This window comes from Bacilli bacterium (genome assembly GCA_036381315.1).
GTDB lineage: Bacteria > Bacillota > Bacilli > Paenibacillales > KCTC-25726 > DASVDB01.
Genome location: DASVDB010000160.1, coordinates 14,087 through 34,928, shown reverse-complemented (window position 1 = coordinate 34,928; position 20,842 = coordinate 14,087). Strand labels below are relative to the sequence as shown.

Genomic DNA, 20,842 nt, shown 5'->3' with positions numbered 1-20,842 from the left:
CTTCTGGCTCGTCTCATAGTATAGCAAAAAGTGGCTTTTGCAAGCCACTTTTCACAAATTCCGCCGTTATTTAGCATATTCGACAGCGCGCGTTTCCCGGATAACCGTGACTTTGATGTGACCGGGATAATCGAGTTCGCTTTCGATTTTTTTCGTAATTTCGCGGGCCAGGCGGAACGCTTCAAGATCGTCAATCTTCTCAGGCTGCACCATTACGCGCACTTCGCGTCCTGCTTGAATGGCGTAAGATTTTTCCACGCCTTCGAACGATTCCGAAATCTCTTCCAGCTTTTCCAGCCGTTTGATGTAAGTTTCCAAAGTTTCCCGCCGCGCTCCCGGGCGGGCTGCGGACAACGCGTCAGCCGCTCCGACCAGTATGGCGATTACGGAAGTCGGCTCACAATCCCCATGGTGGGATGCGATACTGTTGATCACAACCGGATGCTCTTTGTATTTCTTTGCCAATTCGACGCCAATCTCAACATGTGAACCTTCCACTTCATGGTCTAATGCTTTGCCAATATCGTGCAGCAATCCTGCACGTTTTGCCAGGGTAACATCTTCTCCCAATTCTGCAGCCATCAATCCGGTCAAGTACGCTACTTCCATGGAATGCTTCAGCACATTTTGACCGTAGCTTGTCCTGAACTTCAATCGGCCCAAAATCTTGATCATATCGGGATGAAGGCCGTGAATGCCCACTTCGAAAGTGGTTTGTTCGCCGTATTCGCGAATGCGCTCATCCACTTCCTTGCGGGATTTCTCAACCATCTCCTCGATGCGCGCAGGATGAATTCGGCCGTCTGCAACCAGTTTTTCCAACGCGTTGCGGGCAATTTCCCGACGAATCGGGTCAAACCCGGACAAGATTACGGCTTCCGGGGTATCGTCAATAATGAGATCGATACCGGTCAACGTTTCCAACGCGCGAATATTTCTTCCTTCACGCCCGATAATCCTGCCTTTCATTTCATCGTTAGGCAGCGTAACGACCGAAACGGTCGTTTCCGCCACATGGTCTGCAGCACAACGCTGAATCGCCAGGGATATAATTTCTCGCGCTTTTTTATCCCCTTCTTCCCTGGCCGCAACTTCAATATCCTTGATCATTTGCGCTGTTTCATGCTTGATTTCCTGTTCGACAGTAGCGAGCAAAATCTGCTTCGCTTCTTCCGATGTCAGACCCGAAATTCTTTCCAATTCCGCTGTCTGCTTTCTTAACGCTTCTTCAATTTGCGTCTGTATTTCTTCAATTCGCTTCTCTTTGCTGGTAAGCTTTTCTTCTTTTCGCTCTAGAGATTCTAATTTTTTATCCAGCGACTCCTCTTTTTGCAACAGTCGTCTTTCTTGGCGTTGGATTTCATTGCGACGCTCACGAATGTCTTTTTCAGCTTCGGTCCGCAAGCGATAGGCTTCATCTTTCGCTTCCAGCACCGTTTCTTTCTTCAATGCCTCAGCGTCTTTATATGCCTGCTGGACAATTTGTTCAGCAGCCTGCTCGGCACTAGAAATTTTAGCCTCAGCAAGAGATTTGCGGATAAAATAACCAATCCCAAAGCTTATTACTCCAGCAACGAGAACGATCAGGATCCAGATGAATGCGGGCATCCCTGATTCACCTCCTCGTGCTATCTCCAAGGGGTTAGCTTGGGTCTTTTTGGTTTTTAATCCGTATTTATTTCCATTCTTTAAAAAATCATGACCGAGCTTGACAATGCTCGCGGTCAAGTGTGGAATTCACGCCGGCAAATAGCGTTATCCACTTTTTCCCTGTAAACAAAATGGCAATCGACCATAAAGCGCTATGGAAACATTTCAAATGGACCCCAAAAAGGATGAAATGATTCCATTATGAAAGGAACATAGTACTATTTTATCCGTACAAAAATGTTGTTGTCAAGAAAATCTGCTTTTCGGCACGCCGCAGCGTCATTTAGTCTTCGGGGAACATGTCCGTAAAGGCTTCTTCGGTTAGCCCGTCATCATCATTTTCCGACATGCTGCCGCGGATTTCCCGCAATGCGCGCGCGACAATACTGCCGCTATAACCGCGCCGCAGCAAAAACCCCGCGGTTTTTTCCGCCTTTTTGCGGTTGTCCCCGCTGCTCATGCGCCACTTTTTCTCTGCCAGCAGCAAAGCCGCGCGATATTCGGATTCCGCGTCGATTTTATTTAACGCTTCCTGAATCAGCGCGTTGCCGACGCCTTTTTGCCGCAGTTCGTTCGCGACCCATCTGCGCCCTTTTTTTTGCACGAGCATGCGCTGTTCGCTTACATTTTCCGCATAGGCGCGGTCATTGAGAAAACCTTGCCCCGTCAGTTTGGCGATCACCTGATCGATGATGGCGGTTGTGTATTGTTTTTCCGTCAGTTTTTTGCGGACTTCCCGGGCGCTCCGCTGTCTTATGCCGATAAACCGCAGCGCCAGCCGATACGCGGCATGTGCCGAATTTTCAGATAGTAACTGTTCGATTTGCTCGCGCGAAAGCAGTTTTCCTTTGCTTAACCCAAAGCGGACAAGCAAATCTTCATGTATCGTGAACGATTGCCCATCATCGGCCATAATCAAGTATTGCCGCGCCTTAAGCCGTTCAATCCGCAAAATCTGAATTTGCTCGTGATGAGCCATCATTCCGGCATGGCCGCATCGTCGTCCGCATCCGCCAAACTTTTCGACATTGCGGACAACTGGCTCGCCTCGCGAATCTTTTGTTCGATTGTATCGGCAATTTGCGGGTTATCTTTCAAATATTGCTTGGCGTTTTCCCGACCTTGTCCGAGCCGTTCGCCGTCAAATGAATACCAGGCGCCGCTCTTTTCCACAATATCGAGCTCCGTGCCAATGTCGATGATGCTGCCTTCCCTGGATATCCCTTCGCCGTACATGATATCGATATCCGCCTGTTTAAACGGCGGCGCGACTTTATTTTTCACGACTTTAATGCGCGTGCGGTTGCCTACCACATCATTGCCTTGTTTGATCGACTCCACTCGCCGCACATCCAGCCGGACAGAGGAATAAAACTTGAGCGCACGGCCGCCTGGTGTCGTTTCCGGATTGCCGAACATGACGCCGACTTTTTCGCGAAGCTGGTTAATAAAGATGGCGATTGTTTTCGATTTGCTGATGGCCCCGGAAAGTTTGCGCAATGCTTGCGACATGAGCCGCGCCTGCAAACCGACATGCGAATCGCCCATTTCGCCTTCGATTTCCGCTTTGGGCACGAGCGCCGCGACGGAGTCGATGACGATGATATCGACCGCTCCGCTTCTGACAAGCGCTTCGGCAATTTCCAACGCTTGCTCGCCGGTGTCCGGCTGCGACAGCAGCAATTCGTCGATGTTGACGCCCAGATTTTTGGAATACAGCGGATCAAGCGCATGTTCCGCATCAATAAAAGCGGCTTGGCCGCCTCTTTTTTGCACTTCGGCGATCGCGTGCAGCGCAACGGTCGTCTTGCCGGATGATTCCGGTCCGTAAATTTCAATGATTCTTCCGCGCGGCAACCCGCCGGTACCCAGCGCGATATCAAGGGCAAGCGAACCGCTCGGAACGGTCTCAACCTGCATATGGGCGTTTTCCCCCAGTTTCATGATAGAACCTTTGCCGAATTGTTTCTCGATTTGGCGTAGCGCCATTTCCAGTGCAGCGCGTCGATCTGTCAATTTCTTCACATCCCTTTTCATTGATCCCGTTCCAATACCCGGATAATCGCGTGATTGTCTCAGGTATATGATAACGTTTTTTGCCGGTGTTGCCAAGCACTTTTTCGAACATACATTCGTTTTTTTGGCCACCAAAAAACACCGCATGCAACAAAAAATTTGCCGATACGGTGCTTCCGTACATATTATTATACACGCGATTCCAGATTCAGGCAATCGTTTTTTCCGGTTCTTATTCCCTGGCAGCCTGCCACAACAAATATAACGCCCGCTTGGCCGCGCGTATACGAATGCCTTCGCGGTTCCCGCCGAACCTGCATTCCTCGACACGCGCCGGCGCCCCCCGTTTGGCGATCGCGATATACACCAGACCGACGGGCTTGCGCTCGGAATGCGCAGGTCCCGCCACGCCGGTGACGGCGACACCGATTTTAGCGTCCGTCGAAGCCAGCAAGCCTTCGACCATGCTCGCCGCCGTTTCGCCGCTCACCGCTCCGGGAGCGCCCTCGCCTTCCAGCAGCGATAACGGAACATGCAGCCACTTATGCTTCCATTCATTGGAGTAGGTAATGAAACCTCCGGCAAAAACAGCCGAACTTCCGGGCACGGATGTAATCAGTTCGCCTATCATGCCGCCGGTGCAGCTTTCCGCGACGGCCAATGTCAGCCCCATGCTTGCGTATTCGTCAACGACCGCCTGCTCGAGCGGAATATCCGCTTTTGCATATAAAAAGTTGCCCAGCCGTTTTTCCAGTTCGGCAATGATCGGCGCAAACGCGGCATCGGCTTGCCGCTTGCTTTCCGCGCGGGTCGTCAATCGCAATGCGACTTCCCCGTCCTTCGCGTACGGCGCGATCGAAGGATCGGTCTGTTCGGAAATGAGATCGGCAATTTGTTCCACCAATGCTGATTCACCGATTCCGGCAAACTTGATGATCACGGAAAAAAGCGGCGCCGTATCGGGAATAAGCGAGCGCAGCCATGGCTCCGCATAATGGGCGAACATCGGGATAAGCTCGCGCGGCGGGCCGGGCAGCAGCAAATAATGCCGATCCCCGTCCGACAGTGCCGATCCCACGGCCAGCCCGTTGTCGTTCGGCAGCGGCCGTGCGCCGGCAATAATTTCCGCTTGCCGCAAATTGTTGGCCGTCATTTGCCTGTTCTGCCTGCGAAAATACTGGACAATCCGCTCTTCGGCGGCCGTGTCGATCTCCACATCCCTTCCCAAAAAATCAGCCACCGCTTCCCGCGTCAAGTCATCCTCGGTCGGTCCCAAACCGCCGGTCAGGATGAGCAAATCCGCCCGTTTAACGGCAATTGCCAACGCTTCCTTGACGCGCTTTCGATTGTCTCCCACTACAGTTTGAAAATGATGGTCAATGCCGAGCGCCGCCAACCGTTCCGCCAAATATTTCGCGTTGGTATTGGCAATCTGCCCCATTAACAGCTCGGTTCCGACCGCGATTACTTCAGCTTTCATGCGCTTATGCTCCCGTCAAATTAATTACATCTTTCGCTTTGATAAAGTAATCGATGCCGGAATAAATCGTAATTGCCGCGGCTACCCAAGCCGCAATCAAATCGAACGGAATCCCGATATACAGAAACGGAAAATTATTGATCAACAACGCGATGATCGCGACGATCTGCGTGGCCGTTTTCCATTTTCCCCATTTGCTTGCCGGTATCACCACGCCTTCCAATAGCGCCACCTGGCGCAACGCCGTCACCGCAAACTCTCGGCTGATAATGACGATGGCGATCCAGGCGTCCAGCTTGTCCATTTCGACAAGCGAGACCAACACGGTCGCTATCAGCAATTTGTCGGCAAGCGGATCCAGCAGTTTGCCCAAATTCGTCACCAGTTTATGCTTGCGGGCGATATAGCCGTCCAGACTGTCCGTACTGGCGGCAATAATAAAAATAAGGCAAGCGATAATTTGATTATAGGTTATCGAAAAATCGGTGCCGTTTATTTCCGGAATATGGATGGGGGGCAAGTCGATTTTCACCAATAAAAACAGCATGATGATCGGAACGAGAAAAATTCTTGCCAACGTAATGCGGTTGGCCAGATTCATGCCGCTTCACCCCCGAAAAGACGCGCACAAAAACGATTCGCCAGCACCTGAATCACTTCTCCAATATGATATTTTCTTATCCGGCCGCCAGACGGCTGCTAGAAAACCGGGATGCTGCATCAAGTATAAACCATCGGAAAAGGGAGTGTCAAAAAAACAAAACCCCTTTTGGCCAAGCGAATTTTCCGCTTGGAAAAGAGGTTTTGCAACGAATAACGCGGCCATTCAGCGAAAATTTACAAATTGCAAGTCCGCCGGCAAATCTTGCGACTTTAGCAGTTGCATCACTTTTTGCAAATCGTCTTTGCTTTTGCCGGAAACCCGTATTTGGTCTTTCTGCGTTTGGCTTTTCACTTTCAGTTTGCTGTCTCTGATCAACTCGTTGATCTTTTTGGCGGTCGTTTGGTCCAAACCTTGTTTCAAATTCACCCGTTGGCGCACCGTTTTGCCCGCCGCCGGCTCGATTTTTCCATATTCCAACGCTTTCAGCGAGAGGCCCCGCTTGATCATTTTGGATTGCAAAATATCGATCACGCTACCCAGCTTATATTCATCATCGGAAACGATCACCAACGCCTCTTTATCCAGCGTAATGCTGCTTTTGCTGCCTTTAAAATCAAAGCGGTTGGCGATTTCCTTTTCCGCTTGCGCAATGGCATTTTGCAATTCCTGCATGTCCAGCCTGGACACAATATCAAACGAATTTTCCGCCGCCATGGTCGGCTTCCTCCTTAACCAGTTTCTTAGTTTTTCATCCCAATCTTTGAAAACGGTTACGGGCGCAAGGTCATTTGGAATCGTTTCGGGAAGCTCGGATTCGTTCCCATATCCATTTTCTTGCCGTTGATCGTCACTTCGATCGATCTGGGATTGCCGATATTCAAATAAAACGCGTTGGCTGTCGTATTGTCAACCGTCCATTCCGCAAACTCTTTTCCGCCTTTTTGCAATTTTATCTGCTGCAACACTTCGCCGTGACTGTTGTCCTTGTTCAACCCCACCCAGCATTCCTCGCCGGTAAGCGTTAAGACAATGTCCAGCTTGCTTGCTACAATCTCGTAAAATTCCGTATTGGTCGCTTCGTCGGTTTTCAATAATTGAAATTCGGTTTGTTCCGGCGTCGGCGTTGGCGTCGGCGTGCCTGCGGCTGTCGGCGTAAGCGTCGGCGTCGGCGTAGCGTCGATGATTTCCGTCTCCGTGGTTAAAGGATTGCCGTTGTCCGCATTGTGCTTCGGTTCGGCGTTATAAAAAAAGAAATAATAGATGACCGCAAAGATCAGGATGGGAAAAGCGATGGCGATGGCAAACGATGTCCATTTGCTCCATGTTTCCGAACTTACGGAACGGCGTTTGGCGCGATGCAGATGCTCGGTATGGGTTTCCTGCTGCGGCGCGGGAATTTCTCCGCTTAACAGGCGCAGCACTTCGTCAACATTCAACTCGACAGCTTCGGCATAGCTTTTGACAAACGCGCGCGCGTAAAAATTGCCGGGCAGCACCGAAAATTGGCCTTCTTCGATCGCTTCCAGATACCGTTTGCGGATCTTCGTCATTTCCTGCAGCTCGTCAAGCGTAATTCCTTTTTCCAACCTTGCCTTCCGCAACAAATTACCCAGGTCCGACATTCATTTTCCTCCTAGGAATTGTTTGATGTGTGAATGTTCCGGGACGGCCCGACCAGTCAAAAAGCCTCCAAATTGTTCGTTATGGCGTCATAATCGATGATTTCTTCCGGAGCGTTTCGCAATTCAATCATACAGTCAAATATACGATAATCATACCCGGACTCGCGCACAAACATGTCGGGGTGTTCAATAATTTTCGTGGCGGGCATTTCCATGATTTGCTTCAGCAGATGATCATGCTTTTCGTTTGAACGGGTCGTGCTGACGATGCCGTCGATGATAAAAATATGATCCGGATTCATTTCCTCTTCCGTTAGTTGGCTGCGCACCGTTTGCCGCAACAACGTTGAAGAGACGAATATCCAACGCTTGCTTGCGCTGACGCTGCCGGCGATAATCGATTCGGTTTTGCCGACGCGCGGCATCCCTCTTAGCCCAATCACCTGGTGGCCGTCACGCTTGCATATTTCCCCCAAAAAGTCCACCAGCATTCCCAATTCCGCGCGCACAAACCGGAATGTTCTGCGGTCGTCCAAATCACGTTCGACAAACCGCCCATGCCGCATCGCTACGATATCGACAAGCTTTGGCTCGCGCAATTTGGTAACCGTAATATCTTGAACCATCTGCAGCATTTCGCCCAACAAGCGGATTTTTTCCGGATTATCCGATTGCAGCAGCATGCCGCGGGTGCGGTCTTCCACTCCGTTGATCGTTAAAATGTTGATTTTCAACATCCCCATCAGCGATGCGATATCGCCTAATAAACCGGGGCGATTGCGGGCGATCCGATATTCCATGTACCACCGCTTTTGCTTCATGCAATTCACCTGTAAAAAAACCATAAAATGGTCAAAAGGGCGCGTATCTACTGCTCTTCCTTCATTAGACTTCTACATCCGTTTGCCGAGTCCTTCCTGCCATCTAGTATAACATAACCAAAATGCAAATGAAAAAGCCTCCATGGCGGAGGCTATTTTGTTATTTTTTCTCAACCAGTTTGATCATCAGACGGGCTATTGTTTTCTGCTCGGTGGCATCGGCAACGTCCCACAATTCTTTCAGCAGCCGCTGTTCTTTATTTTCCGGGTCGACATGGTTGCTTAAGAAATCGCCGATTTCCGTGGCAAGATTTGTGATTGTATCTTCACTCATCCCTTTGTTTTGCGCGGCATTCACCCGCTCTTTAAGGAACGACTTCCATTTGTCGAAGGTCTCCAACACCGTGGCCATCAGTATCCCTCCTTGAATTTTGATGAATCGCAATATTAATATCCGCTTGTAACGGTGATGTTATTCAGGTGAGCCAGCCCCCGTTCGGACTGATAATTTGTCCGGTAATGTAACCGGATTCAGGCAATGACAAAAAATAGACCAGTGAAGCGATTTCTTCCGGCTGCGCGAATCTGCCCGCCGGAATTTTTTCCGCCAACAGCTGTTTTTCCGCGCTGTCAAACGTTTTTAACATATCCGTATCGACAACTCCCGGCGCGACGGCGTTTACGGTAATGTCCGAAGGCGCCAGTTCCTTGGCTAACGCTTTGGTGAACGCATTGATTCCGCCCTTGGTCGTCGAATACACCACTTCGCACGCTCCTCCCGTAATCCCCCAAATGGAGGACACGTTGACAATTCGGCCGTACTTTTGGGCGATCATGCCGGGCAAAAACGTTTGCGTGCAAAGAAACAGGCCTTTCAAATTGACGTTCATCACATCGTCCCATTCGGCTTCGGTCACGTCGGTCAGCAAACCGTAATGGGAAATGCCGGCATTGTTGATCAAAATGTCGGGCATCATGCCGTGTTCCGCCAATTTGTCGCGCATGCGCATGATCTGCTCGCGGGAGCGTATATCCGCGGCAACCGTCAATACGTTGCAGTTGAACGCAAGGCAATCGCGCGCCACTTCATTGGCCGCTTCATGCGAATGCAAATAATGGATCACGACATTCATTCCGGCAACGGCGAACCGGCGCGCAATCGCCGCGCCGATTCCTTTGCTCGCTCCAGTGACCAGCACATTCATTTGGGAAAACGGTTTGTTCATGTAGCATCGCCCCGCACAATCGAAACCGCGAGGCGATCCCAATCGAAATGCCGTTTAAGCCGTTTTGTTACGTCGGCAAACCGCATGTTTTCATAAATCGACAGCATGGCAAACAGATCGGCGCCGCGAAAACGGTACTTGGTGAATTCATGGGCAATCGCTTCCGGCGAATTCAGCAACCGCAAAAAATGGCCGATTCGTTTTTTGCGGTTGCGTTCAAAATCGCTTTCTTTGAGGCCGCTTTCTTTTAATTGATCGACCCGTTCCTTGATTCGTTCCACCAACAGATGCGGATCGCGCGTTTCGCCGCCGACAGCCGAGAATGCGTAACCCGGCGCGCACTGGTATTCGTAACCGAATTGATCGGAAATCAGATTGTCTTCATACAGTTCCTGGTAAAGTCTGGAGCTTCCGCCAAACAGCATATCCAGCAGCACTTTCATTTCGCATTCCCGCTTTAACAAATCGCTTCCATTGCCGGCAAGCGGCTCTTCCTTGATGCCGAGCAAACATTTCGGCAGCGAGACGGGCAATTGTACGACAATTTCCCGCGTCTTTACGTTTGCCGGCTCTTGCGGGAAATATCGGTTGATCTTCTCCGCGGCGGCGAAAGTCTTTCGTTCCTGATTTTTTTTGACGAGCTCGATGATCTCTGCGGCATCCACGCCGCCGACGATGAACAGTTGCATGTTGGCGGGATGGTAAAACGTGTGGTAGCAATCGTATAGCAGTTGTTTGTCGATGCTGGCGATCGAATCGAGCGAACCGGCTATGTCGATGCGGATCGGATGCTGCTGATACAACGCTTTAACCAGGCCGTAATAATTGCGCCAATCCGGATTATCCCGGTACATGTTGATTTCCTGGCCGATAATCCCTTTTTCTTTTTCCACATTTTCATCGGTGAAATACGGATTTTGCACAAAATCAAGCAGTGTTTGCAGATTCTTTGCAATATTGCCGGTTGCGGAAAACAGATAAGTCGTCCGGTCGAAGCTGGTAAACGCATTGGCGGCGGCGCCTTGCGCAGAAAAAGTGGCGAAGACGTCCCCGGTCGGTTCGGCAAACAGTTTATGTTCCAAGAAGTGGGCGATTCCGTCCGGCACGCGGGACGCTGCTTTATTGCCGGATTGAAAATGGTTGTCGATGGAGCCGAATTTGGCGGAAAACGTCGCGTACGTTTTTTGGAACCCCGGCTTCGGGAGTACATACACGGTCAGCCCGTTGGCCAACGTTTCGGAATATAACGTTTCTTGCAGGCGTTCATACGGAAGTTTCTGCAACGTTCTTCCCTCCTTGCGCCTTTTGATCGTCCCGCAAAAAATAAACCGTATCCAATCGCACTTGCTGCGCCGCTTGTTGGATAGCGGCGGCGGTTACGCCGGCCAGCCTGTCGAGCAGTTCCGGAACGCTCCGCTCAACATGCGCCACGCGGTTGTTAAAGTCGAACGAGATCATTTCATAGGCGGAATCGCAAATTTCCCGCAGCGCATTTGTCAGCATAGCCCGCGTTTGGCTGATTTCCGTTTCGCTGATCTCGCCCGCTTCCATTGCCGCCAGCTGCTCGCGGATAATTTGCAAAGCCTGTTTGTAATTGCGGACCTCGATGCCGGAAAAAATGTTCATGATCCCTTTATGGGCGTCGAGGCGCGAAGCCGCGTAATAGGCGAGGCTTGCTTTTTCCCGCACGTTTTGAAACAGCTTGGAATGCGGATACGCGCCCAAAATTCCGTTGTACATAAGCGCCGGAACGTACAGCTTATCTCCGTAAGTTATCCCCGTGATAAGTCCCAGATTCAATTTGCCCTGGGTAACCGCCATCTCTTCGACCACCTTTTTGATTTGCGGCCGCGCAGCATGCGCCGGATTCGTCGCATAGCCTACAGGCGATGATTTTTTCAGGCAAAAGTATTTTTCGACAAGGCTGCTTACTTGTTCCGGATCGACATTACCCACGACATACAAATCCATGGCCGCATGTTCAAGCAAATCCGAATAATGGGCAAACAATGAAGCGGCGTCCATTTCCGGCAAATCGGTACTTCTGCCGTACGCGCTTAAGCCAAAGGGCTGGCCTGCGAACATTTCCGCGATGCAGCGTTCCGCGGCGTACCGGGCTTTGTCATTGACGATCGCCCTGAGCCGGTTTTGCAGCGTCGTTTTTTCCGCCTTAACATATTTGGTGATAAAGCGTCCGTTTTCCTCGGCGGGTCGGCAAACAGTCGCGCCCAAAAATTCCAGCGCTTCCGCCAACAGGCGTTTTTCCCCGCCGACAAACGCGTCATGGATTACATCCATGCGAAATTGCACGACTTGCATGTCGCCGCGTTTAAAAACATCAAAGCCGAACCCGGCTCCGTACAGATCGTCCAGCCGTTCGCGGAACGCCTTGGTCTCGGGGTACAGCGCATTGCCCCGGCGCAGCACATGCGGAATGAGCGCTGTCGCCGTAACGTTAAGTTCCGTAAGCGGCGTGCCGATAAACAAAGCGATCGCGAAAGTTTTAAAGCGGCTGGTCGGCAGCACATGGATGCGGATTTGCCTGACGGCGCCGCGCTCGAAACGAAATGGCCGCAAGATGATTCTCCTCCCGTATTGTGCTCTTTCTTTTCCGTAAACAGTCTTATACCATTATAAACGATTCGCCGTTTTTTCCCAATCCTGAGCGAAAAAGCGGGTCGCCGGCACATCCGGGAACCCGCTTTCCAATCTATCGTTATTTGCAAAAAATATGCTTCCCGATTTTTTTCACTTGCGGTCTGCTCCAAATCCATCCGGAAGTCGCCGTTGCCGGATTGAAATAATAGATGCTGCCGCCGGTCGGGTCAAATCCGCGCAGCGCCAGTTCCACCGCCCGCCTCGACGTTTCGTTGGGGGTAAGCCATATTTGCCCGTCCGAGACGGCTGTAAAAGCGCCGGGCTGAAAGATAACGCCATGCACCGTGTTGGGGAATTTGGGTGATTTGACCCGGTTTAAAATGACCGCCGCCACCGCTACCTGCCCCAAAAACGGTTCCCCGCGCGACTCGCCGTACACCGCGTTGGCCATAATCCGCATATCATTGGCGGATAAACCGAACGAATTGCTGTTTCCCAGCATCCGGCCGCCGGCCGCTTGCGCTCGCGCCATATCCGCGCCTGGCCGCCAGTTTTTGGTCGCCTTCCACAATTTCAGTTTGGTTTTGGCGCCGACAATGCCGTCCACCTTCATGCCGAATTTCCATTGAAAGGTTTTGACCGCCTGCAAAGTGGCATAGCCAAAATCGCCGTCGATATCCCCGCGGTAATACCCCAAATGCTGCAACCGGCCTTGCAGTTCCCGGACATCCGCGCCCGTTGAGCCGTATTTGAGAGTTGTATGACTGAATGCTCCTGCATCGTGCAGCGAAGCTTTCATTTGCATAACGCCAAGCAGTACCAAGATGATGGCTGCGGTAATCCAAACAAGCCGTTTATGCATGTTTTGTCCAACCTTTCTCTGTCTGAACTCGCTTTAATAAGGGAATTCGACAATATTATGAGAAAAGCCGGACGGCAATATGCATTCGTTATGAACTCATTCTTCCCCGTTGAAATTGCTCCAGCGTCATCAACACTTCTCGTGGTTTGCTCCCTTCATAGGGGCCCACAATGCCGGAGGCTTCCATCGCGTCGATCAAACGGGCAGCCCGTGTATAGCCGATGCGCAGCCTGCGCTGCAACAGCGAAACGGAGGCTTGTCTGGCTTCCAGCACAATTTGCACCGCCTGGTTAAACAATTCATCCAACGGTTCGTGCGCCTCTTCCGCCGTTTCCTCGACCTCGGGCACCATTTCTTCCCGATAAGAGGCTTGTTCCTGCGAACGGACAAATTGCACGACCGCTTCCACTTCGTGATCCGATACGAACGCCCCTTGCACGCGAATTGGCTTGGACGCGCCAACGGGCAAAAACAACATGTCCCCTCTGCCCAGCAGTTTTTCCGCGCCCGCCGTATCCAGTATTGTGCGGGAATCCACTTGCGAAGAAACACCGAAGGCGATACGCGAAGGGATGTTGGCTTTGATCAATCCGGTGATGACGTCGACGGACGGACGCTGGGTGGCGATAATCAGATGAATGCCGGCGGCGCGCGCCATTTGCGCCAGGCGGCAGATGGCGTCTTCCACGTCGTTTGCCGCAACCATCATCAAATCCGCCAATTCATCGACGATGACGACAATATACGGGAGCGTTTCTTCCCCTATTTCCGCCGCGATCGCATTGTAACCTTCCATGTTGCGCGTACCCGTTTTGGAAAACAGCTCGTAGCGCTTTTCCATCTCCTGCACAACTTTTTTCAATGCCAGCGAAGCGCGGCGCGGATCAGTGACAACGGGGGCGAGCAGGTGGGGAATACCGTTGTAAACGTTCAATTCCACCATCTTCGGATCGATCATGAGAAACTTTACTTCATCCGGTTTCGCCTTGTATAAGATGCTCGTGATCATGCCGTTGATGCACACCGATTTGCCGGATCCGGTTGCGCCGGCCACAAGCAAATGCGGCATTTTCGCCAGATTGGCGACGATTGTGACACCGGAAATATCCCGGCCCAACACGATCGACAGCTTCGACTCGGCTTCGTTGAACGCCGCGCTTTCCATTACTTCGCGTATCGTTACCATGGAGATTTCCGAGTTCGGCACCTCGATGCCGATCGCCGATTTCCCCGGAATCGGCGCTTCCATGCGCAAATCTTTTGCCGCCAGCGCCAGCGCGATATCGTCCGCCAGATTGACGATGCGGCTTACTTTCACGCCGACATCGGGTTGAATTTCGTAACGGGTCACCGCGGGTCCTTTTACAATATCCAGCACTTTCGTGCGTACGCCAAAGCTTTCCAACGTGGCTTCCAGCTTGCGGGCGTTGCTTTTGAAGTCAAACTGTTCGCCGCTTTTCCCCGGAGCGGGTTTGTTCAGCAAATGAAACGGCGGCAGCGTGTAGGTCGTGTCTCTTCCCGGTTTTGATCCGGAAAACTCCACCTTGTCCGCTTCCTCGTCAAGCGAAGCATCTGCGGCGCCGTGATCGTGCGCTTGATGCCGCGGAATCGCGCCGTAACGCTCTGTTTCCGCATACGCCGCGCTGTCGTGAAATCGCGGCAGATCGGACTCCTCCGCGTCGGCGCGCGAATCCGCTTCAGCAAGAACCGGCGCAATGTGTGTCACATTCTCGCCGTCATCGGCCGCGTCGCTGTTTTCCGTTTGCTCAGGCGGGTCGCTTTGATCTTTTGCCAGCAATTCCCGCAACAGCCCGAAAACGGACTTCCCCGCATGCCGGGGTCTAAGCGTCTCTTCGTTCAAATCTTCGTCTGTTGCCAGCGTAATCGTCGTGCGCCGGCGGATATCCCGTTGTTTTTGCAAAGCTGATTGCTTGATGCGGAACAGCTTGATAAACGCCGCCAACTTGTTTAGCAATAAACCGGCCAAAAAAGCGGCCGCACGCTTGATTTTTCCGCCAAGCTCAACATAAGAAAGCCCGGTTATGTAGATGAATCCGATGGCGAACAAGGCATAATCGATCAGGCTCGTGCCCGTGGATCCGAACAAATAAACGAATAGTACGGTTGAAATCGCTCCGATCATGCCGCCGCCCAGGTTTTGTTTGAACATGCGCACATCCAGTTCCGTACGGGATGAAGCGAGCAGCTGCCGCAAATTGTCAAAAGGCTCGGCAAACAATTGCGCGTAAGCGATATTCCCTTTCGGAAACATAAGCTCGATAAGCTGCAAATGGGTAAAAATCGCAAGCGCCCAAATAAACACGAATGTACCGGAAAGCCGGTACCGCCACAATGGAGACATCTTTTTGCGGGTCATCGTTAAAAATCCGAGGAAAATAAAAAACATCGGGATGACAAAATACCATCTGCCCAGCAAAAAGAAGTTGATATAGCTAAGGCTGCGGCCAACCGTGCCCAGTCCGGGCAGCAGGCCCTTTCCGGCGACGGAGATAACGGAGAGTACGATCATGAGGATGCCGTATACTTCATATTTCAACACGGCATGCCGTTTCGCGGATTTTTTGCGTTTTCGCGCCAATGCCCACACCCCCGTCCAACATTATATCACAGGATTGGATTCCATTACATGGGGAAAGAGGCATATGGCAGTAATACGGGAGTCCGTTTTATCGGTTGTGAAAAACCGGCGCAAAGTCGATGATTTGCCCCGGGGCATACCGGGGGTTCAAAAAATCGGACGGGTTCGGGCTGATCAGCCTGACGATTTTCGCTTGTTTTGCCGAGAGCGGCTCCACCTGCATGATGACGCCGTTCACCTGGATTTCCTGCAACGGTTTCTGCTCATCGTTTTTTTGCGGAAAAACATATTCCGCCGGGACAGGCGTATACAAAATCACTGGACGATCCCTCCCGCGGTTTTGCCGATTGGGTTATCGCCTCGTGCCGCTTCAATGCGGCGGTTCAATTCGGCGATCGCCTCGCCGATACCGCCGATTGCGTCAATGAGACCGTACTTCACCGCATCCGCGCCGACCACCGTCGTTCCGATATCTCTGGCCAATTCGCCCGTTTTGAACATCAATTCTTTCAGTTTCTCTTCGCTGATACGCGAATGATTGACCACGAAACGGTTGACACGCTCCTGCATTTTTTCCAGGTATTCAAACGTTTGCGGAACACCAATGACCATGCCGTTTAAACGGATCGGATGAATCGTCATCGTCGCCGTCTCGGCGATAAAGGAATGCTGCGCGGCAACCGCGATCGGCACACCGATGCTGTGCCCGCCGCCCAGCACCAGCGTAACCGTCGGCTTGGACAGCGAAGCGATCAACTCCGCTATTGCCAAGCCCGCCTCGACATCTCCGCCTACGGTATTCAGTATCACCAACACGCCTTCGATTTTCTGGTTTTGCTCGGCAGCCACCAACTGCGGAATCAAATGCTCGTATTTCGTCGTCTTGTTTTGCGGCGGCAGCACCACATGCCCTTCAACCTGCCCGATAATCGTCAGGCAGTAGATGTTGGAGTCGGTCGCCGGCGTGCTCGTTTGGCCCAATTGCTGGATCGCGTCGACAGATTGCGCTTTCGCATTTTCGTCCTGTACCGGCGCCGGCGGCGCCTCGTTGTGAAACGTGTTTTCGCCCAAATCCGTTATCCTCCCGTCATGTTTAGTCCAGTATAGTATGGGTTGGCGGGAGCGATTTATGCGGCGTTCGGATTTACCGTATAAACGGAAATAAGTGGATTTCGTCCACTTATTTCTGCAAGTAAACCCGAAAATGGGGCAGTTTACCTATAATTAATTGGATGAAATCCTTCTAATGCTTGATGGAATAGGCTAACAGAATCAAATAGTTGGATAAAATCCAACTATTTAGTATATGTATGCGAAAGCCGTTCCGGATCGGAACGGCCAGGTTGTTGAGGTGCCGCAGTATACCTGCAAAATACCGGCTTGCGAAATTCGGGAAGCCTTTTTCAAACTTCCATAATGATCGGCAAGATCATCGGGCGTCTCCTCGTTTGTTCATAAAGAAATCTGCCCAACGCTTCTTTTACATGCGTTTTAAGCAAAGCCCATTCGTTTACATTTTCGCTCATCAGCTTGTTCATCGTCATGGTTACGATGCGGTTTGCTTCTTCCAGCAAGCCTTCCGATTCGCGGACATAAACAAATCCTCTGGAAATAATGTCGGGGCCGGATAAAATATTGCCGTCCTGCTTGCTCAGCGTGACGACGACAACCAGGATGCCGTCCTGCGAGAGCAGTTTGCGGTCTCTCAGCACGATGTTTCCGACATCGCCTACGCCAAGGCCGTCAATCAGCACGTTGCCGGCTTGCACTTTGGCGCCTTTGCGGGCAACCCCGTCCTGAATCTCGACAATATCCCCGTTGTCGATAATAAAGATGTTCTCCCGCGGCACTCCGACCGATTCGGCCAGCCGCGCATGTTGGCGCAACATCCGGTACTCGCCGTGAATCGGAATAAAATATTGCGGGCGCATAAAGTTCAGCATCAGCTTCAATTCTTCCTGGCTTCCATGGCCCGAAACATGCACGCCGGAAACCGTGCCGGGGCCATAAATCACGTTGGCGCCCAACCGGAAAAGCTCGTCGACCGTACGGCCCACATATTTTTCATTGCCGGGAATCGGGGTGGCGGCGATTACGACGGTATCGCCGGGCATAATGTCCACTTTTTTGTGCGTGGCGCGCGCCATGCGGGTAAGTGCGGACATCGGTTCGCCCTGGCTGCCGGTTGATAAAATAACGACGCGGTCAGACGCGAGTTTGTTGACTTCTTCCGGCTCGATCAGCATACCGTCGGGAATGTGCAAGTACCCGAGTTCGGAAGCGATGGTAACGACATTCACCATGCTGCGCCCAACGACGGTCAGCTTTCTGCCCGTGGATGCGGCCGCCTCGACAACCTGTTGGATCCGGTGTACGTTTGAGGCGAAGGTGGCGACGACAACGCGCTGTTTCGCTTTGCGGAACACTTCTTCCAGTTCCGCGCCGACCGTTCGCTCCGAACCGGTAAAGCCCGGACGTTCCGCGTTCGTGCTGTCGGACAACAGCGCCAGCACGCCTCTTTTGCCGATTTCCCCCATCCTGTGCAAATCGGCGAATTGGTCATTCACCGGCGTATGATCAAATTTAAAGTCGCCGGTATGCACGACGATGCCCTCCGGCGTCTCGAGACAAATCCCGACGGAGTCCGGTATGCTGTGATTGGTGCGGAAAAACGTTGCGGTAATGCAGCCCAATTGAACGACCGAATCGGCCGTAATCAAAATGCGCTTCGTTTCGCCCAGCAAACCCGCTTCCTTAAGTTTACTTTCAACTAGGCCAAGCGTTAATTTGGTGCCATATACCGGCACATTCAAACTTTTCAACACATACGGCAACCCGCCGATGTGGTCTTCGTGTCCGTGAGTTAGTAAAATGCCCCTTACTTTGTCCCGATTTTCCAGCAAGTACGTAATATCGGGGATTACGATATCAACGCCGAGCATTTCCTCTTCCGGAAATTTCAAGCCGGAATCAACGACAACAATATCATTGGCATACTGAATAACATACATGTTTTTGCCAATTTCGCCTACGCCGCCCAAGGCGAAAATGGACAGCTTTTCCACGTTCTTTTTGGACAAGTGGTTTCCTCCTTATATTTTTTCGATATCGGCTTCGTACGTTTGCAGAATCGAAGTGTTAGACGAAATATATCCGCACATTCCCCACGACTTAAAAAGCAAAACCCGAACCAATCGTTTGCAATCCATTATACATGATCAGCCGATTGTCGCACAAGTCGCGGGATGTTCAGGCATATTTTGCCCACACACAATAAAACCGATGCCGGGGGGTCGGCATCGATCGGAATTGAGCAGACATCCAACAAATTCGTTTGTTATGGCCGGTGAAACAAAGCCGCGATCTGCCGCAATTTGTCTTCGTTCGGCATCACCAAGGGCAGACGCACTTCCCCGGCCTCAATCCCGTGCAGTTTCAAGGCGGCTTTGACAGGCCCCGGACTTGGCGTCACAAACAATCCTTTGAAAATCGGCAGCAATTCCGCATGCAGTTTCGCCGCTTTCGTGTAATCGCCCGCGAAAAACGCCTCGATCATGACGCGCATCCGGCGCCCGATCACATGGCTAGCAACGCTTACAATTCCCACTCCGCCAATGGACAAAACGGGAAGCAGGGCGGAATCGTCGCCGCTGTAAATGAGGAAATGTTCCGGCGCTTTGCCGTAAAGTTCGGCAATATGGTCCAACGGGCCGCATTCTTTGATCGCCACGATGTTTTCAATTTCCGCAAGACGCAAAATGGTTTCCGTATGAATTTGCACGATGCTGCGTCCGGGAATGTTGTACAGCATTATCGGCAACGAAGTTTTTTCCGCAATCGCTTTGAAATGGCGGTATAGGCCTTCCTGATCAGGCTTGTTGTAATAAGGCGCAACCAACAACGCCGCATCGACGCCGCACTTTTCCGCTTCCCGTGTCAAATGGATGGAATGCGCCGTATTATTGCTGCCAGTTCCCGCGATAATTTTGCAGCGTCCGGCAGCGCGTTTCACCACAAACCGAAACAGTTCGAGCTTTTCTTCGTCGGTTAAAGTCGGCGACTCCCCGGTTGTACCGGATACGACGATGCTGTCGGTGCCTTGTTCGGCAATCAAATAATCAACCAATCTGCCGGTTTCATCCCAGTTAATCCGCAATTGCCCGTCAAAAGGCGTAACCATGGCCGTTACAATTTTTCCATAACTCATTTATATGCCCCCCAGACTTCAACGTGTTGCAAGACAATCCGGCTTCGCAAGCGATTGCGCAGCTATATTGCGCACGTGCTTTCGCTCCGAAAAGAACCTGTTACGATGCGGCTTTGCCGGCGACGATATATTCGGCGATTTGCACAGCGTTCCAAGCCGCGCCTTTCAACAGGTTATCCGAAACAATCCACATATTGAGCGCCTTCGGATTGAACAAATCTTTCCGCAGCCGGCCGACAAACACTTCCAACTTGCCTGCCGCGTCTGTAGCCAGCGGATACTGCTGGCTGGCGGGATCATCGATGACAACGACGCCGGGCGCATTCGCCAATAATGATCTTACCTCTTCGAGATCAAATTCATCGTTCAACTCGACATACACCGATTCGGAATGGCCGTACAGAACCGGAATGCGCACGCACGTTGCGGTAACTTCAATGTTTTCGTCGCCGATGATTTTTTTCGTCTCGTTCACCATTTTCATTTCTTCAAACGTAAAGCCGTTGTCCTGAAACTTGTCAATTTGCGGAATCGCGTTGAACGCGATTTGGTGTTTTACCGGCAAAGATGAAACCGGCAAAATTTGCGGATCGGCGGGTTTTTCGTCCAAAACCCGGCGCGATTGCGCAAGCGTTTCGGCGATCGCCTTGGCCCCGGCGCCGGATACGGCCTGATAAGTTGAAACAATGACGCGTTTAAAGCCGTAGCGGTCATACAGCGGCTTCAACGCGGCGACCATCTGAATCGTGGAACAGTTCGGGTTGGCGATAACTCCTTTATGCTCCTTGATTTTTTCCGGGTTTACTTCCGGGACCACGAGCGGAGTTTCCGGATCCATCCGAAACGCGCTTGTATTGTCGATGCATACGGCGCCCGCGGCAACGGCATGCGGCACCAGCCATTTGCTTCTGTCTCCGCCGGCGCTGAACAGCGCGATCTCGACACCTGCGAAACTTTCCGGAGTAGCTTCTTCCACCGTTAGTTGCTGTCCTTTGAATGCGACTTTTTTTCCGGCGGAATTGGCTGAGGCCAACAGTTTCAAATTTTTAAGCGGAAAATTCCGCTCTTCCAACAATTTTAAAATTTGTTGCCCAACAGCACCAGTAGCGCCCACCACAGCAACGTTTACCAATTTTTGCGTCGACATATGCCCCTAC

General features: G+C 51.7%; 19 protein-coding genes. All 19 read right to left on the bottom strand.

Annotated features, from left to right (window positions below):
• Positions 1-66: 66 nt before the first annotated feature.
• Complete coding sequence (gene rny / locus VF260_11915; GenBank protein HEX7057883.1) at positions 67-1,608, bottom strand: ribonuclease Y; 1,542 nt, start codon at positions 1,606-1,608, stop codon at positions 67-69.
• Between the two features lie 325 nt (positions 1,609-1,933).
• Positions 1,934-2,632 carry a RecX family transcriptional regulator gene (locus VF260_11910; protein ID HEX7057882.1) on the bottom strand — a complete coding sequence of 233 codons (699 nt, stop codon included), beginning with the start codon at positions 2,630-2,632 and terminating at the stop codon, positions 1,934-1,936.
• Positions 2,629-3,666, bottom strand: a complete 1,038-nt coding sequence (recA, locus tag VF260_11905; GenBank protein HEX7057881.1) for a recombinase RecA — start codon at positions 3,664-3,666, stop codon at positions 2,629-2,631. The genes VF260_11910 and recA overlap by 4 nt, the downstream gene beginning before the upstream one ends.
• A 232-nt stretch (positions 3,667-3,898) precedes the next feature.
• On the bottom strand, positions 3,899-5,146 hold the full coding sequence (locus VF260_11900) for a competence/damage-inducible protein A (protein HEX7057880.1): 1,248 nt from the start codon (positions 5,144-5,146) through the stop codon (positions 3,899-3,901).
• Between the two features lie 4 nt (positions 5,147-5,150).
• On the bottom strand, positions 5,151-5,747 hold the full coding sequence (gene pgsA / locus VF260_11895) for a CDP-diacylglycerol--glycerol-3-phosphate 3-phosphatidyltransferase (protein ID HEX7057879.1): 597 nt from the start codon (positions 5,745-5,747) through the stop codon (positions 5,151-5,153).
• Between the two features lie 225 nt (positions 5,748-5,972).
• Positions 5,973-6,464, bottom strand: coding sequence for a YajQ family cyclic di-GMP-binding protein (locus VF260_11890; GenBank protein ID HEX7057878.1), 492 nt, complete (start codon positions 6,462-6,464; stop codon positions 5,973-5,975).
• A gap of 56 nt (positions 6,465-6,520) precedes the next feature.
• Positions 6,521-7,372, bottom strand: coding sequence for a RodZ domain-containing protein (locus tag VF260_11885; GenBank protein HEX7057877.1), 852 nt, complete (start codon positions 7,370-7,372; stop codon positions 6,521-6,523).
• A 56-nt stretch (positions 7,373-7,428) separates the two neighbouring features.
• Positions 7,429-8,193, bottom strand: coding sequence for a DUF3388 domain-containing protein (locus VF260_11880; GenBank protein ID HEX7057876.1), 765 nt, complete (start codon positions 8,191-8,193; stop codon positions 7,429-7,431).
• A 160-nt stretch (positions 8,194-8,353) separates the two neighbouring features.
• The gene (locus VF260_11875) at positions 8,354-8,605 is read right to left on the bottom strand and encodes a DUF3243 domain-containing protein (GenBank protein ID HEX7057875.1); all 252 of its coding nucleotides are present in this window, start codon (positions 8,603-8,605) and stop codon (positions 8,354-8,356) included.
• A 64-nt stretch (positions 8,606-8,669) separates the two neighbouring features.
• A complete protein-coding gene (fabG, locus tag VF260_11870; GenBank protein ID HEX7057874.1) occupies positions 8,670-9,419 on the bottom strand; it encodes a 3-oxoacyl-ACP reductase FabG in 750 nt (249 codons plus the stop codon).
• Positions 9,416-10,702, bottom strand: a complete 1,287-nt coding sequence (locus tag VF260_11865; GenBank protein ID HEX7057873.1) for a pitrilysin family protein — start codon at positions 10,700-10,702, stop codon at positions 9,416-9,418. The genes fabG and VF260_11865 overlap by 4 nt, the downstream gene beginning before the upstream one ends.
• Entirely contained in the window at positions 10,683-11,996 is a 1,314-nt protein-coding gene (locus VF260_11860) for an insulinase family protein (protein HEX7057872.1), read from the bottom strand. The genes VF260_11865 and VF260_11860 overlap by 20 nt, the downstream gene beginning before the upstream one ends.
• Before the next feature lie 139 nt (positions 11,997-12,135).
• The gene (gene sleB / locus VF260_11855; protein ID HEX7057871.1) at positions 12,136-12,879 is read right to left on the bottom strand and encodes a spore cortex-lytic enzyme; all 744 of its coding nucleotides are present in this window, start codon (positions 12,877-12,879) and stop codon (positions 12,136-12,138) included.
• A gap of 88 nt (positions 12,880-12,967) precedes the next feature.
• Positions 12,968-15,478: a DNA translocase FtsK gene (locus VF260_11850; GenBank protein HEX7057870.1), complete on the bottom strand. Its 2,511-nt coding sequence runs from the start codon at positions 15,476-15,478 to the stop codon at positions 12,968-12,970.
• Between the two features lie 88 nt (positions 15,479-15,566).
• Positions 15,567-15,797, bottom strand: a complete 231-nt coding sequence (locus tag VF260_11845; GenBank protein ID HEX7057869.1) for a YlzJ-like family protein — start codon at positions 15,795-15,797, stop codon at positions 15,567-15,569.
• Positions 15,794-16,549 carry an ATP-dependent Clp protease proteolytic subunit gene (locus VF260_11840; protein HEX7057868.1) on the bottom strand — a complete coding sequence of 252 codons (756 nt, stop codon included), beginning with the start codon at positions 16,547-16,549 and terminating at the stop codon, positions 15,794-15,796. Before VF260_11840 ends, VF260_11845 begins: the two co-directional genes overlap by 4 nt.
• Positions 16,550-16,881: 332 nt before the next feature.
• Positions 16,882-18,558, bottom strand: coding sequence for a ribonuclease J (locus VF260_11835; protein ID HEX7057867.1), 1,677 nt, complete (start codon positions 18,556-18,558; stop codon positions 16,882-16,884).
• A gap of 257 nt (positions 18,559-18,815) precedes the next feature.
• Positions 18,816-19,685, bottom strand: a complete 870-nt coding sequence (gene dapA, locus VF260_11830) for a 4-hydroxy-tetrahydrodipicolinate synthase (GenBank protein ID HEX7057866.1) — start codon at positions 19,683-19,685, stop codon at positions 18,816-18,818.
• A 100-nt stretch (positions 19,686-19,785) separates the two neighbouring features.
• The gene (locus tag VF260_11825) at positions 19,786-20,832 is read right to left on the bottom strand and encodes an aspartate-semialdehyde dehydrogenase (GenBank protein ID HEX7057865.1); all 1,047 of its coding nucleotides are present in this window, start codon (positions 20,830-20,832) and stop codon (positions 19,786-19,788) included.
• Positions 20,833-20,842: the final 10 nt, after the last annotated feature.